9 protein-coding genes and 1 pseudogene are annotated in these 14,537 nt (G+C 70.7%); 7 read left to right on the top strand and 3 right to left on the bottom strand.

The genetic code is table 11. From position 1 onward, the window contains the following. Nucleotides 1-37: 37 nt before the first annotated feature. The 4 genes and pseudogenes from EOINJALH_RS11450 to EOINJALH_RS11435 form a co-directional block, all read left to right on the top strand. A pseudogene (locus EOINJALH_RS11450) lies at nucleotides 38-1,072 on the top strand (inositol monophosphatase family protein); the annotation flags it as partial. 173 nt (nucleotides 1,073-1,245) lie between these two features. Beyond that, nucleotides 1,246-1,713 (top strand): CreA family protein, encoded by a 468-nt coding sequence (locus tag EOINJALH_RS11445; protein ID WP_088280480.1) that lies wholly within the window; start codon nucleotides 1,246-1,248, stop codon nucleotides 1,711-1,713. 31 nt (nucleotides 1,714-1,744) lie between these two features. After that, nucleotides 1,745-4,345: a DNA mismatch repair protein MutS gene (gene mutS / locus EOINJALH_RS11440; RefSeq protein ID WP_234413791.1), complete on the top strand. Its 2,601-nt coding sequence runs from the start codon at nucleotides 1,745-1,747 to the stop codon at nucleotides 4,343-4,345. An 8-nt stretch (nucleotides 4,346-4,353) separates the two neighbouring features. Beyond that, nucleotides 4,354-5,181, top strand: a complete 828-nt coding sequence (locus EOINJALH_RS11435) for a proteasome-type protease (protein ID WP_088280478.1) — start codon at nucleotides 4,354-4,356, stop codon at nucleotides 5,179-5,181. Between the two features lie 85 nt (nucleotides 5,182-5,266). On the opposite strand, the gene EOINJALH_RS11430 is transcribed toward EOINJALH_RS11435, so the two are convergent. From EOINJALH_RS11430 to EOINJALH_RS33315, 3 genes are all read right to left on the bottom strand, one after another. Continuing rightward, complete coding sequence (locus EOINJALH_RS11430) at nucleotides 5,267-7,036, bottom strand: hypothetical protein (protein ID WP_158219727.1); 1,770 nt, start codon at nucleotides 7,034-7,036, stop codon at nucleotides 5,267-5,269. A 143-nt stretch (nucleotides 7,037-7,179) separates the two neighbouring features. Then, complete coding sequence (locus tag EOINJALH_RS11425; RefSeq protein WP_088280476.1) at nucleotides 7,180-8,568, bottom strand: hypothetical protein; 1,389 nt, start codon at nucleotides 8,566-8,568, stop codon at nucleotides 7,180-7,182. A gap of 141 nt (nucleotides 8,569-8,709) precedes the next feature. Further along, nucleotides 8,710-10,254, bottom strand: coding sequence for a methyl-accepting chemotaxis protein (locus EOINJALH_RS33315; protein WP_088280475.1), 1,545 nt, complete (start codon nucleotides 10,252-10,254; stop codon nucleotides 8,710-8,712). A gap of 225 nt (nucleotides 10,255-10,479) precedes the next feature. On the opposite strand from EOINJALH_RS33315, the gene EOINJALH_RS11415 reads away from it, so the two are divergent. From EOINJALH_RS11415 to EOINJALH_RS11405, 3 genes are all read left to right on the top strand, one after another. Continuing rightward, the gene (locus EOINJALH_RS11415; RefSeq protein WP_088280474.1) at nucleotides 10,480-11,295 is read left to right on the top strand and encodes an alpha/beta fold hydrolase; all 816 of its coding nucleotides are present in this window, start codon (nucleotides 10,480-10,482) and stop codon (nucleotides 11,293-11,295) included. Between the two features lie 69 nt (nucleotides 11,296-11,364). Then, the gene (locus EOINJALH_RS11410; protein WP_088280473.1) at nucleotides 11,365-12,699 is read left to right on the top strand and encodes a dicarboxylate/amino acid:cation symporter; all 1,335 of its coding nucleotides are present in this window, start codon (nucleotides 11,365-11,367) and stop codon (nucleotides 12,697-12,699) included. Nucleotides 12,700-12,898: 199 nt separating this feature from the next. Continuing rightward, entirely contained in the window at nucleotides 12,899-14,533 is a 1,635-nt protein-coding gene (locus tag EOINJALH_RS11405; RefSeq protein ID WP_088280490.1) for a CTP synthase, read from the top strand. Nucleotides 14,534-14,537: the final 4 nt, after the last annotated feature.

Here is a 14,537-nt window from a genome sequence, read left to right as displayed (position 1 = left end):
CCCCAATCCGGCCCCCAAGCTCCGCCCAGGACGCCCCATGTCGCAATCGCTCCACCCCATGCTCAACATCGCCATCAAGGCCGCGCGCGCCGCGGGGGCGATCATCAACCGGGGCTCGCTCGATCTGGACGTGCTCAAGATCTCGCACAAGGGGCCCAACGACTTCGTCAGCGAGGTCGACCAGGCGGCCGAGGCCGCGATCATCGAGATCCTGCTCGGGGCCTACCCGGGCCACGGCATCCTGGCCGAGGAATCCGGCCGCGAGCATGGCGCGAAGAACAGCGAGTTCACCTGGATCATCGATCCGCTGGACGGCACCACCAACTTCCTGCACGGCTTCCCGGTGTACGCCGTGTCCATCGCGCTGGCGCACCGCAACGTGGTGCAGCAGGCCGTCGTCTACGACCCCACCCGCAACGACCTGTTCTTCGCCTCGCGCGGGCGCGGCGCCTTCCTCAACGACCGGCGGCTGCGCGTGTCCAAGCGCACGCGCCTGTCCGATTCGCTGATCGGCACCGGCTTCCCGTTCCGCCGCGGCGACAGCTTCCAGCGCTACGTCAAGATGTTCGAGACGGTGATGCAGGCCTGCGCCGGCGTGCGCCGCCCCGGCGCGGCCGCGCTCGACCTGTGCTATGTGGCCGCAGGCTGGTACGACGGCTTCTTCGAGACCGGCCTGAACGCCTGGGACGTGGCCGCCGGCTCGCTGATCATTTCCGAGGCCGGTGGCCTGGTGGGCAACTTCACCGGCGAATCCGACTTCCTGCACCAGCGCGAGATCGTCGCCGGCAACCCCAAGGTGTACGGCCAGCTGGTCGCGCTGCTCGCCCCCCACAGCCGGGCCATGAAGGCCGACGAGGCGGGCGCCGCGGCGTCCCCGCTGTCCGGTGTCGATTCCGATGTGGTGGCGGCCGCGCTGGCGGCCGGCCTGCCCGATGGCGAGGCCGTGCCCGCCCCTGTGACCGACGGCGAGCCCGGTGCCGAACCGGCCGCCCCGGTGCGCGAGCGCAAGCCCGTGCGCATCCGCAAGGCCGATGCCTCGGCGCATGCGGGCGACGACAGTTCGGCACCCGCCGATGCCCAGCGCCCGGCCCGCACCGATGCGCGCGGCCCCGACCGGGCCGACACCCGCGGCCCGGACAGCCGCCCGCCGGTGCGCCCCGCCACGCGCGGCCCGGCCCGGCCCGACACGCGGGGCCCGGCCCGCACGCGCCCGCGCGGCGACGACGCACCGTTCTGAGGCCTGCCATGCGCGCGCACCTGCTGTTGTGGCTGGGCCTGTGCGGGGCCGGACTGGCCCAGGCCCAGCGTATCGGCGAGGTCGACACCGTCTTCAAGTTCATCGGTCCCGACCACAAGATCGTCGTAGACGCCCACGACGACCCCAAGGTCGCCGGTGTCACGTGTTATGTGTCGCGGGCGCGCACCGGCGGCATCAAGGGCGCGGTCGGCCTGGCCGAGGACAAGTCCGATGCCTCCATCGCCTGCCGGCAGGTGGGCCCGATCTCGTTCGCCAAGCCGTTGCCGAAGCAGGAAGAGGTCTACAGCGAGCGCAGTTCGGTGATCTTCAAGAAGCTGCGCGTGGTGCGCATGGTCGACGTGGCGCGCAACACGCTGGTCTACCTCACCTACTCGGATCGGCTGATCGAGGGCTCGCCGAACAACAGCGTCACCGCCGTCGCGGTCGACCGCGCCACGCCGATCCCGCTGCGCTGACGCGCCCGGCACGCGCGCCCGCACACTGGCCATGAGTTCGCCCCCTTCGGTGCCGCCCGGGACTGTCCTGCCCGACCTGTCGGCCCACACGCCGATGATGGCGCAGTACCTGCGCATCAAGGCCGAGTTCCCCGACACGCTCGTGTTCTATCGCATGGGCGATTTCTACGAGCTGTTCTTCGACGACGCCCGCAAGGCCAACCGCCTGCTCGACATCACGCTCACCACCCGCGGCCAGAGCGCCGGCGCGCCGGTGGTGATGGCCGGCGTGCCGGTGCACTCGGTCGAGGGCTACCTGGCGCGGCTGATCAAGCTGGGCGAGGCGGTGGCCATCGCCGAGCAGGTGGGCGACGTGGCCACCGCCAAGGGCCCGGTCGAGCGCAAGGTGGTGCGCGTGGTGACGCCCGGCACCGTCACCGACACCGAACTGCTCGACGAGCGCGTCGACACCCTGCTGTGCGCACTGACCAAGGTGCGCGCCACCTGGGGCATCGCCTGGCTGGGCCTGACCAGCGGCCAGCTGGGCCTGACCGAATGCGGCGAGCGCGACCTGGCCGGCTGGCTGGCGCGGCTCGACCCGGCCGAGCTGCTGGTGCACGAGGCCGAGCTGCCGCCCGCGGTGCTGCAGCACCGCGCCGCACGCACGCAGCGGCCGACCTGGCAGTTCGACACCGCGCTGGGGCAGCGCAAGCTGTGCGCGCTGCTGAAGGTGGCGTCGCTGCAGGGCTTCAACGCGCAGGAGCTGGCGGTGGCCCAGGCCGCCGCCGCCGCGCTGCTGAGCTTTGCCGAGCACACCCAGGGCCAGGCACTGGCCCACGTGGCCACGCTGTCGGTGGCCCGCGCCAACGAGCTGATCGAGCTGCCGCCGGCCACCCACCGCAACCTCGAACTCACCCAGACGCTGCGCGGCGAGGACAGCCCGACGCTGCTGTCGCTGCTGGACACCTGCCGCACCGGCATGGGCAGCCGCACGCTGCGGCACTGGGTGGTGCACCCGCCACGCGACCGGGCCGCCGCGCTCGACCGCCACGACGCCATCGACGCGCTGGTGGCGCAGGGCTTCGAGCCGCTGCGCGAGGCGTTGCGGCAGGTGAGCGACGTCGAGCGCATCGTCGCCCGGCTGGCGCTGCGCCAGGTGCGCCCGCGCGAGCTGGCCGGCCTGCGCGCCACGCTGCTGGCCCTGCCCGCGCTGCGCGCTGCCGCGCCCGAGGGCAGTGCCCTGCTCGGCCGGCTGCACGCGGCGCTGCAGCCGCCGCCCGAGGTGGCCGGGCTGCTGCAGCGCGCCATCGCCGACGAGCCCGCGGTGCTGCTGCGCGACGGCGGCGTGATCGCCCCCGGCTTCGACGCCGACCTGGACGAGCTGCGCGGCATCGCGCAGAACTGCGACGCCTTCCTGCTCGACCTCGAGGCGCGCGAGCGGGCGCGCACCGGCATCGGCAACCTGCGGGTGCAGTACAACCGGGTGCACGGCTTCTACATCGAGGTCACCAGCTCGGGCCTCGACCGCGTGCCGGCCGACTACCAGCGCCGCCAGACGCTGAAGAACGCCGAGCGCTTCATCACGCCCGAGCTCAAGACCTTCGAGGACAAGGCGCTGAGCGCGCAAGAGCGCTCTTTGGCGCGCGAGAAATGGCTGTACGAGCAGGTGCTCGACCAGTTGCTGCCGCACCTGGGCGCGCTGGGGGGGCTGGCCCGCGCGCTGGCGGCGCTGGACGTGCTGGCCGCGCTGGCCGAACGCGCCACCACGCTGGGCTGGTGCCGACCGCGCTTCGTGCCGCAGCCCTGCATCGAGATCGAACAGGGCCGGCACCCGGTGGTGCAGGCGCGCCTGGCCGAGACGGGTGGGCCCGATTTCATCGCCAACGACTGCCGGCTCGACGCGCGCACCCGCATGCTGGTGATCACCGGCCCCAACATGGGCGGCAAGAGCACCTACATGCGCCAGGTGGCGCTGATCGTGCTGCTCGGCTCGATGGGCTCGTTCGTGCCGGCCGCAGCCTGCCGGCTGGGGCCGATCGACGCCATACACACCCGCATCGGCGCCGCCGACGACCTGGCCAACGCGCAATCGACCTTCATGCTCGAGATGACCGAGGCCGCGGCCATCGTGCACGGCGCCACCGAGCAGTCGCTGGTGCTGATGGACGAGATCGGCCGCGGCACCAGCACCTTCGACGGCCTGGCGCTGGCCGGTGCCATCGCTGCGCACCTGCACGACCGCAACAAGGCCTTCACGCTGTTCGCCACCCACTACTTCGAGCTGACCGAGTTCCCGGCCCGGCACGAGCGCGCGATCAACGTGCACGTGTCGGCGGTGGAAAGCGGGCACGACATCGTCTTCCTGCATGCCATCGAGCCCGGCCCCGCCAGCCGCAGCTACGGCGTGCAGGTGGCCCGACTGGCCGGCATGCCCGCCGGCCTGGTGCGCCAGGCCCGCAGCACGCTCGAGGCGCTGGAAGCCCAGCAGCAGGCCGGCCAGGCGCAGGTGGACCTGTTCGCCGCGCCGCCGGCCGCGGCCAGCGCCCCTGAACCCTCGGCGGTCGAGCGGGCCCTGGCCGCCATCGACCCCGACGCCCTCACCCCCCGCGAGGCGCTCGACGCCTTGTACCGGCTCAAATCCATTCCTACCTGACAAACGACATGACCTACTGCATCGGCATCCGCCTCAACGCCGGCATGGTGTTCCTCTCCGATTCGCGCACCAACGCCGGCATCGACCAGATCAGCACCTTCCGCAAGATGATGGTCTACGAGAAGGCGGGCGACCGGTTCATGTGCCTGCTGTCGGCCGGCAACCTGTCGGTGAGCCAGTCGGTGCGCGAGATCCTGCAGCTCGAGAAGCTCGACCGCGGCACCGAGCTGCCGCCGCTGACCATCTGGAACGCCGAGAGCATGTTCGACGCCGTGCGCGTGCTCGGCGCCGCGGTGCGCCGCGTCTACCAGCAGGACGGCCCGTCGCTGAAGGCCGCGGGCATCGACTTCAACGCCTCGTTCATCCTCGGCGGCCAGATCAAGGGCGAGGCGATGCGCATGTTCCTGGTCTATTCGGCCGGCAACTTCATCGAGGCCACGCGCGAGACCTGCTTCTTCCAGGTGGGCGAGAGCAAGTACGGCAAGCCCATCCTCGACCGCGTGCTCACCCCCGCCACGCCGCTGGACGAGGCCGCCAAGTGCGCGCTGGTGTCGATGGATTCGACGCTGAAGTCCAACCTGTCGGTGGGCCTGCCGCTCGACCTGCTGGTGTACCGCGAGGGCAGCTTCAGCAGCAACGAGATCGTCTGCATCGACGACACCAACCCGTACTTCCGCATGATCCACAACACCTGGGGCCAGCGCCTGCGCGAGGTGTTCGAGGGCATCGACGACCCGCGCTGGGATGGCGGCAACACCCAGCACCCGCTGCTGGGCGGCGTGTCGCGCTACGAGCCGATGCGCAAGATCACGCACCCGGGCGAGCGGATCGTCTGAGGGGTCGGACGGCCTGCCCGGCCCTGCCGCAGGCCTGCGGCCGGTGTCCGTGGGCAGATGGCCCTGCCTGGCAACGGCGGCCGGGTCAGGGCTTGGTCGCCCGGGTCAGCTGGCCCTGCTCGGTCTGCGCGTCGGCGCGGAAGGTGCCGTCCCAGCGGTCACCATTGGCCCAGGTCATGGTGCCCGGACCATCGCGCTGGCCGGCCTTCCAACCGCCGGCGTAGTTGTCGCCGTTCTTCCACTGGTAGCGGCCCTCGCCGTCGGGTAGGCCGTGCACCAGGCGGCCTTCGTAAGTGTCGCCGCTGGCAAAGCGCAGCCGGCCCTGTCCGTGGGGCAGCCCGCCCTCGACCTCGCCGTCGTACTGGTTGCCGTTGGCGAACACCAGGTTGCCGCGGCCACGCGCCTTGCCCATGGCCCAGGGGCCTTCGTAGCGCTGGCCGCTGACCCAGCGGTACTTGCCGTTGCCATGGGGCTCGCCAGCGGCAAAGTCGCCGGTGTAGACATCGCCCGACGCGTAGACCATGTGGCCCTGGCCCTGTGGCTGGCCATCGACCACCGCGCCCTCGTAGAGGTTGCCGTTGGCGAACTGCATCCGGCCCTGTCCCCGTGGCCGGTCGTCCACCCAATCGCCGCGGTAGCGCTGGCCGGTGGTCCAGGTGAACTCGCCGCTGCCGTGGCGCTTGCCGCGCACCACCATGCCATCGTAGGCCTCGCCGTTGGCCCAGTTGATCTTCCCCTGGCCGGAGTAGGTCTGGCCGCCCGGATCGAGCGTGAACAGGCCGCTGAGGCGCGTGTCGGCCCCGAGCACCGCATCGATCTTCTGTGGCGTGGCCGGCACGACCGGCACCGCTGCGGGCGTCGACGGCGGCGGCGCCGATGACGCCACGGCGGCGGACCGTGCAACGCCTGGCACGGACGACACGGAGGCGGGCGTCGGGGCCGAGGTCGGCGCGGACGACGCCATCGCCGCCGGCCTGGCCACGCGCGCCACTGGCTCGGGCGGCAGGGTGGCCACCCACGGCGTGCCGCGTTCGCGCGACAGCGTCTGGGCCTGGCTGCGCGCCAGGTCGAGCGCCGCCCCCCGGCAGGAGTCGATGGCCTGGCGCCACAGCGTCTCGGCGATCAGCGACTGGGTCTGTCGCTCTGCCGGAGGCCAGGCCGCGCCACTGCTGCGCAGGCGCTGGGTGTGCTCCATCGCGACCTGAAAGCGCGGCGCACAGTGCTCGGCGTTGTGTGCGTCCATCTCGGCCAGTTCGCGGCGCTGCTGGGCCACCTGCTGCTGCGGGCCGCTGCAGCGCTCGCCGGCCAGTTCCCACTGCGTCTCGGCGCGGCGAAACAGCCCCGCGGCGTCGGCCCAGCGTCGCTCGCCCAGCACTCGGCGGGCCAGTTCTTCCAGCGTGGCGGCGTCCTTCTGGCTGACGAGACAGCCCACGCCGGCGCCCTGCAACTCGCCGATGGCAGTGCGTGCCTTGCGGCTGTCGCCGAGGTTGCGCTGGGCGCGGTCGCGGGCGCGGCCGGTGCACAGGTCCACCGCCTGCGACCACAGCCTGCTGGACTCGTCCAGCAACCGCGCCTGGTCGGCCATCTCGGCACGCTGCGCCTGCGCGTTGGCGGCCTGCAGGTCGACGGCCATGGCGCGATCGGTGACACCGGCGCAGGAGGGCGGCGGCGGCGGTGTCGACAACGACGCCGAGGCCGCGGCCGCGGCGGCGGAGGCCGCAGCGGGCACGGCCACCGCCGACACCGGAAGCACCGAGCCCGTCGTGCCCGGCGACGACGCGGCCAGCGCCGGCCCCGGCGACGCGATGTCGACCGCGACAGGCGCGGCCACCGGCGCGGCAGTCGCCGGCGTCATCGACGTGGCATTCGGCGCCGATGCCGGCACGCCCACCCCCATGACCGGCTGTGCCCATGGGTGCTCCGGCGCGACGAGCGCACCCAGCGCCACCGCTGCGGCGACACCCCATCGCCCGATGCAGGGCCACCACCACGGGCTGCTCATGGCCGCCTCTGCGATTCGACCGGCATGGACATCATCGCGTCGACCAGCCCGAAGGCGAAGGGGTTGCCTGCGGTCGACTCCAGCGCGTCTTCGTAGCGGAACGGCCGCGTCGCCGTGGCCAGGGGCATGCCGGTCAGCGCGAACTCGACCGCAGACGGCTTGACGCCCTTGAGGATGGCCACCACGTCGTCGCCCATGCCGCGGGCCTCGGCGACCTTGCTCAGCGCCCCCAGTCGCTCGACGTCGAAGGCGAAGGCGTTGCCGCCGACGCCCTGCTCGAGCAGCTTCTGGTGCAGCGAGAAGCCTGCCAGGGGATTGGCGTGCAGCTTCGCGGCGCGCTCGAAGGCCCAGGCATCGGCCCGGTCGAACACCGTGGCGGCCACCCGCGACAGGCCGCTGAACGAGCGCCGGAAGTCCGCCGCGGTCTGCATGAACTCGAGCACCTGCACACCGCCGGACGGGTCATCGCCCAGCTGGCGCACGGCGAAGGCCTTGACCTGGCCGACCAGCTGCGTGGCCAGCGTCTGTCGGGCCAGGTCGCGCGCCCGATCGACCAGCTGCTGCTTGAGAAAATCGGTGGCCACGCGGGTGGCGGTGGTCTGCGCAGCCTTGATCGCCGCATCGGCGGCCATGGCGGCGCCCTTGAAGCCCGAGGCCAGCGTGGCCAGGCTGTACAGCGTGCCGACGATCTTGGTCGTGTAGTGGTAGGTCTTCATGCGGGCGCCGCCCTCTTCGGACAGGCCTTGCGTCCACAGCACCATCCACAGCGCCTCGTCCTCGCTCAGGTCGGCCTGCACCAGCGCCAACGGGTGCATGGTGAGCAGCCAGTGGTAATCCTGCATCTGCGGCGTGCTGGGCGGGGCCAGCCGGGTGTAGCCGCGACAGACCTCGAAGGGCTGCACCCGCGCCTTGCGGCCGGACAGCGCGGTGAGCTCGAACGGCCGGCCCTGGTCTCGCAGGTCGACCAGCCGCAGCGACATCTGCTCGGCCGAGCCCTGGCCGCGGTCGCCTTCGATGGCCACGATGCGCTCACCCACGTCGAGCGGCGACCCCGGCGCGGACGCCACCACGGTCAGGCGCTCGTCGACGCCAAGTGCGCGCACCCAGGCGACGCGGTCGTCCTCGTCCCAGGATTCGGCGGTGGCCACCGAGAACGGCAGCTCCCATTGCTTGTCGCAGTCGGGGTCGGCGAGCGCGGCGGTGCGGGCGATCGCCGGACGCAGCGCCCGCTCGCCCCGGCCATAGCGCCGGACCTGCTCGAGCAACTGCTCGTTGACGCGCCGGCCGTCGTCGGTGGTGAACTTGGGCGCGCCGGCGCACCCCGCCAGCAGAGCCGCTGCCACGACCAGCAGCAGGGCGCCGGCCCGACGGGCGCGAGCGGCCATGGCACCGCAAGGGGGGTCCTGCCGCTGCTTTTGCCTGCACGCCATGGTGTCCGTTGCGCCTCGTGACCGCCGGTTACATCGGGTCAGTTTACGGCCGCACCACGGGCGCCAGCGGCGCCGCGGCGCCAGATGTGCGGTGTCTCACGCACGCGCCGGCTCACCCACCCTGAACATCGCCACGGTGCGCACCAGCTCGCGCGCCTGCTGGCTCAGGCTGTCGGCGGCGGCGGCGCTCTGCTCCACCAGTGCCGCGTTCTGCTGAACGCCGTTGTCGAGCGCGTGCACCGCCTGTCCCACCTGCTGCACCCCCGCACTTTGCTCGACCGTGGCACTGGAGATCTCTCCGACGATGTCGCTCACCCGCCGGATCGACTGCACCAGGGCCTGCATCGTGGCCCCTGCGTCGTTCACCAGCGTGCTGCCGGACTCCACCCGTTCGACGCTGGCGGTGATCAGGGCCTTGATCTCGCGCGCGGCCTCGGCGCTGCGCTGGGCCAGGCTGCGCACCTCGCTGGCGACGACGGCGAAGCCGCGCCCCTGCTCGCCGGCGCGCGCTGCCTCGACCGCGGCGTTCAGCGCCAGGATGTTGGTCTGGAAGGCGATGCCGTCGATGACGGTGATGATGTCGGCGATGCGGCGCGAGCTCTCGGCGATGCCAGCCATGGTGGTCACCACCTGGTTCACCACCTCGCCACCGTTGGCCGCCTCGCCCGACGCGCGTTGCGCCAGCTGGTTGGCATTCGTTGCACTCTCGGCGTTGTGGCGCACGGCCTGGCCGAGCGACTCCATCGTGGTGGCGGTCTGCTGCAGCGAGCTGGCCTGCTGCTCGGTGCGCACCGACAGGTCCTGATTGCCCTGCGCGATCTCGGCGCTGGCCGTGGCCACGCCCTCGGCGCCGGCCCGCACCCGCGTGACCACCGACTGCAGCGTGGCCAGCATCGCGGCCAGTGCGCCGGCCAGGTCGTCGTCGGTGGCGTTGTGTCGTCCGGCCGGCTGCGACAGGTCGCCCTCGGCGATGCGGCGGGCCAGCGCCATGGCTTCGGCCGGCTCCATGCCCAGTTGCCGGGTGATGCTGCGCGAGACCAGGATGGCCAAGACGGACAGCAGCAGTGCCGCCGCGGCGATCGAGGCCAGGTTGATCAGGCGCACGCGCAGGCTGGTCGCATCGAAGATCTCGCCGGCCTCCACGGCCTCCTGCGCCAGGCTGCTTGCCAGCACCGCGAGTTGCTCATCGTAGCGGTCGATCAGCCGGTCGATGCGGTCGTCCAGCGCGCGGATCTCGGCCACCGGTCCGTCGCGCCGTGCCAGAGGCTGGAACTGCTCGACGTAGAGCGCGCGGATCTCGGCCATCGTCTTGGCAGCCGACTGCGCTGCATTGCGCTCCTGATCGGTGTCCGCCAGGGCAACCAGCGCGGCCATGCCACGGTCGACCTCGGCGGCCATCGCCATCCACTTGGCCTGCGACCCGTCGAAGTCGCGGTTGATGAAGGTGTCGGCCACGATGCGGTACTGCTGGGCACCGAGGCCGGCGATCTTCTTCACTTCGCCGGCACCCAGGCTGCGGCTGCGCGATTCGACCTGCAGGTGGCCGAGATGGACGATCTCGACCCAGTTCAAGACGGCCAGGGCGACCATGGTGACCAGCGACACGGCCACCAGCAGATACAAGCGACTCGACACCTTCATGTGTTGCAATGGGAACTCCTGGGCCATGGGTCTCGTGGCCGCGAAGGCCACTCCGGGTCGATGATGTCCGGCGGCTTGCCACGCCAGTCGACAGAGCTGGGCGGGAATTCACCCCCACCTTTGGTATAGGCGGGCCGAGCGCACCAGTCGCGGGCGCAATGCAGGCACACTGTGGCCATGCCGGCCCGCAGAAGGGCGGCCGCCCGCTCCCACGATCCCTGCCGAATGCCCGCCACCATCGTCTTCTCCCATGCCAACGGGTTTCCCGCGGGCACCTACAAGCAGCTCTTCAAGGTCTGGAAAGACGCCGGGTTCCGCGTCGAGGCGCTCGACAAGTTCGGGCACGACCCCAAGTACCCCGTGACCAGCAACTGGCCGCGACTGCGCGACCAGCTGATCGACTTCATCGATGCGCGCGTCGGCGGCCCGGCCTGGCTGGTCGGCCACTCGCTCGGCGGCCTGCTCAGCCTGCTGGCGGCCAGCAGGCGGCCCGACCTGGCGCGCGGCCTGGTGATGCTCGATTCGCCGGTCATCACCGGCTGGCGGGCGCACAGCGTGCAGGTGTTCAAGGCCAGCGGGCTGATGAAGCGCTTTTCGCCCGGCCGCGTCTCGCAGACGCGCCGCCACGAATGGCCGTCGCGGCAGGCCGTGGCCGAGCACTACGGCAGCAAGTCGGTCTTCGCGCGCTGGGCCCCCCATGTGCTGGACGACTACCTGGCCGTCGGCACCGAGCGCCGCGGCGGCAAGACGGTGCTGGCCTTCGACCGCGCCATCGAGACCCGCATCTACAACACCCTGCCGCACCACCTGGGCACCGTGCTGCGGCGCCACCCGCTGAAGTGCCCGGTGGGTTTCCTGGCCGGCACGCGCTCGGTGGAGGTGCGACAAGGCGGGCTGGGCATGGTGCGTGCGCTGGCAGGCGCGCGGCTGCAGTGGATCGAGGGCACGCACCTCTATCCGATGGAAAAGCCGGCCGAGACGGCCGCGCGGGTGATGGCCCTGCTGCAAGACATGGGGGCTGCGGCTGTGGAAAACGCGTAGCGGTGTCCACGTACAGATTTCGAGGGTTTTCCCCATGATCATGGCGTCCCGATTCACAAGGAGACCGCCATGCACACCGACGCCACCGAACACAGGCCGTTCTACCGGTCGCTGTACTTCCAGGTCATCACCGCCATCGTCATCGGCGTGGCGCTCGGCTACTTCGCCCCCGCCACCGGCGAGGCGATGAAGCCGCTGGGCGACGGCTTCATCAAGCTGATCAAGATGATCATCGCGCCGATCATCTTCTGCACCGTCGTCGTCGGCATCGCCGGCATGGAGGACATGAAGAAGGTCGGCAAGACCGGTGGCCTGGCGCTGCTGTACTTCGAGGTCGTCAGCTCGCTGGCGCTGGTGATCGGCCTGATCATCGTCAATGTGGTGCAGCCGGGCGTGGGCATGCACGTCGACGCCAAGGCGCTCGACACCAAGGCCATCGCGGCCTACACCGCGCCGGGCAAGATGCAGAGCACGACGGACTTCCTGCTCAACGTCATCCCGAGCAGCGTGGTCGATGCCTTCGCCAAGGGCGACATCCTGCAGGTGCTGCTGTTCTCGGTGATGTTCGGCTTCGCGCTGCACCGCTTCGGTGGCCGCGGCACGATGGTCTTCGACGTGATCGAGAAGACCTCGCATGTGCTGTTCGCCATCGTCGGCTTCATCATGAAGGTGGCCCCGATCGGCGCGTTCGGCGCGATGGCCTTCACCATTGGCAAGTACGGCGTGGGCTCGCTGGTCTCGCTGGGCCAGCTGATGGCCACCTTCTACCTGACCTGCCTGGTCTTCGTCTTCGCGGTGCTGGGCACCATCGCCAGGATCCACGGCTTCTCGATCTGGAAGTTCATCAAGTACATCAAGGAAGAACTGCTGATCGTGCTGGGCACCTCGTCCAGCGAATCGGTGCTGCCGCGCATGATGGCCAAGCTCGAGAACCTGGGCGCGCGCAAGTCGGTGGTCGGCCTGGTGGTGCCCACCGGCTACTCGTTCAACCTGGACGGCACGTCGATCTACCTGACCATGGCGGCCGTGTTCATCGCCCAGGCCACCGACACCCCGATGACGCTGACGCAGCAGCTCACGCTGCTGGCCGTGCTGCTGCTGACCAGCAAGGGCGCCGCGGGCGTCACCGGCTCGGGCTTCATCGTGCTGGCCGCCACGCTGTCGGCGGTGGGTGGCGTGCCGGTTGCCGGCCTGGCGCTGATCCTGGGCATCGACCGCTTCATGAGCGAGGCCCGCGCGCTGACCAACCTGGTGGGCAACGGCGTCGCCACGCTGGTGGTGGCCAAGTGGTGCGGCGAACTGGACGTGCCGCGCATGCAGGCGCACCTGGACGGCGAGACCGAAGTCGAGGCCGAGGAGCCCGAACTCGTGCTGGACGAGAAGGTGACGCGCCTGGCGGCCTGAGCCGCCCCCAAGGCCGGTCGCGGCGCCACGGCGCCCCCGCGAGGGGGCGCCGTTCGCCTTGGGGCGGCCCGGCGGCGGACCGAGCCACGCGATCGGCACGGCGCGAGGGGCAGGGCCGACGACCCCACCCCTATAATCGCGCTTTACCACCAGGGCATTCGTGCGGCTCGCCAGCGGCCGGCCACGTGTGCTGCATGACATGACCAAGTACGTCTTCGTCACCGGCGGTGTGGTGTCCTCGCTCGGCAAGGGCATCGCGTCGGCCTCGCTGGCCGCGATCCTCGAGTCCCGCGGGCTCAAGGTCACCCTCATCAAGCTGGACCCCTACCTCAACGTCGATCCGGGCACGATGAGCCCGTTCCAGCACGGCGAGGTGTTCGTCACCGACGACGGTGCCGAAACCGACCTCGACCTCGGCCACTACGAGCGCTTCATCACCACGCGGATGAAGCGCAGCAACAACTTCACCTCGGGCCAGATCTACAAGAGCGTGCTCGAGAAGGAGCGCCGGGGCGACTACCTCGGCAAGACGGTGCAGGTGATCCCGCACGTCACCAACGAGATCCAGGAGTTCGTGCGCCGCGGCGCGGCCGACGTCGACGTGGCCATCGTCGAGATCGGCGGCACGGTGGGCGACATCGAGAGCCTGCCTTTCCTCGAGGCGGTGCGCCAGATGAGCCTGAAGCTCGGCCCCACCAACACCGCCTTCGTGCACCTGACCTACGTGCCCTGGATCGCCGCCGCCGGCGAACTGAAGACCAAGCCCACCCAGCACACGGTGCAGAAGCTGCGCGAGATCGGCATCCAGCCCGACGTGCTGCTGTGCCGCGCCGACCGCGAGGTGCCGGCCGAGGAGCGCGAGAAGATCTCGCTGTTCACCAACGTCGTGCCGCACGGCGTGATCAGCATGTGGGACGTGGACACCATCTACAAGGTGCCCCGCATGCTGCACGAGCAGGGCCTGGACGAGCAGATCTGCATGAAGCTGCAGTTGCTCACCAAGCCCGCCAACCTGGGCCGCTGGGACCGCCTGGTCAACGAGGTCGAGCACCCGCAGCGCGAGGTCACCATCGCCATGTGCGGCAAGTACACCGATCTGTCGGACTCGTACAAGTCGCTCAACGAGGCGCTGCGCCATGCCGGCATCCACCACCACGCCCGGGTCAAGATCGAGTACGTCGATTCCGAGACGCTCAATGCCGACTCGGCGGCGCAGCTCGAGAAGTTCGATGCCATCCTGGTGCCCGGCGGCTTCGGCAAGCGCGGCATCGAGGGCAAGATCGTGGCCGCGCAGTATGCGCGTGAGCACAAGATGCCCTACCTCGGCATCTGCCTGGGCATGCAGGTGGCCACCATCGAGTACGCGCGGCATGTGGCCGGTCTGCCGGGCGCCAATTCCACCGAGTTCGAGCCCGAAACGCCGCACCCGGTGATCGCGCTCATCGACGAGTGGCAGGACCGCGACGGCACCATCCAGAAGCGCAGCGCCAACTCCGACATGGGCGGCACCATGCGCCTGGGCGCGCAAAGTTCCGACGTCACGCCGGGCACGCTGGCCCACCGCATCTACGGCAACGTGGTCACCGAGCGCCACCGCCACCGCTACGAGGCGAACGAGCGCTACCTCGACCAGCTGCAGTCGGCCGGACTGGTCATTTCCGCCATCACGCAGCGCGAGAAGCTCACCGAGATCGTCGAGCTGCCCACGGCGCTGCACCCCTGGTTCGTCGGCGTGCAGTTCCACCCCGAGTTCAAGAGCACGCCCTGGGACGGCCACCCGCTGTTCATCAGCTTCATCCAGGCCGCGATCGAACGTCGCGCCACCCGGGCCTGAGGAC

The sequence above is a fragment of the Ideonella sp. A 288 genome (assembly GCF_002198735.1).
In the GTDB taxonomy this organism is placed as follows: Bacteria; Pseudomonadota; Gammaproteobacteria; order Burkholderiales; family Burkholderiaceae_C; genus Pseudaquabacterium.
Note: the sequence above shows the minus strand (reverse complement) of the source record. Positions and strands in the feature narration are given on the sequence as shown.

Excerpts from the sequence above, each read along its gene's own strand:
- EOINJALH_RS11445 (WP_088280480.1), top strand. The coding sequence starts at position 1,246 with ATGCGCGCGCACCTGCTGTTGTGGCTGGGCCTGTGCGGGGCCGGACTG.
- mutS (WP_234413791.1), top strand. The coding sequence starts at position 1,745 with ATGAGTTCGCCCCCTTCGGTGCCGCCCGGGACTGTCCTGCCCGACCTG.
- EOINJALH_RS11435 (WP_088280478.1), top strand. The coding sequence starts at position 4,354 with ATGACCTACTGCATCGGCATCCGCCTCAACGCCGGCATGGTGTTCCTC.
- EOINJALH_RS11430 (WP_158219727.1), bottom strand. The coding sequence starts at position 7,036 with ATGACGCCGGCGACTGCCGCGCCGGTGGCCGCGCCTGTCGCGGTCGAC.
- EOINJALH_RS11425 (WP_088280476.1), bottom strand. The coding sequence starts at position 8,568 with ATGGCCGCTCGCGCCCGTCGGGCCGGCGCCCTGCTGCTGGTCGTGGCA.
- EOINJALH_RS33315 (WP_088280475.1), bottom strand. The coding sequence starts at position 10,254 with ATGAAGGTGTCGAGTCGCTTGTATCTGCTGGTGGCCGTGTCGCTGGTC.
- EOINJALH_RS11415 (WP_088280474.1), top strand. The coding sequence starts at position 10,480 with ATGCCCGCCACCATCGTCTTCTCCCATGCCAACGGGTTTCCCGCGGGC.
- EOINJALH_RS11410 (WP_088280473.1), top strand. The coding sequence starts at position 11,365 with ATGCACACCGACGCCACCGAACACAGGCCGTTCTACCGGTCGCTGTAC.
- EOINJALH_RS11405 (WP_088280490.1), top strand. The coding sequence starts at position 12,899 with ATGACCAAGTACGTCTTCGTCACCGGCGGTGTGGTGTCCTCGCTCGGC.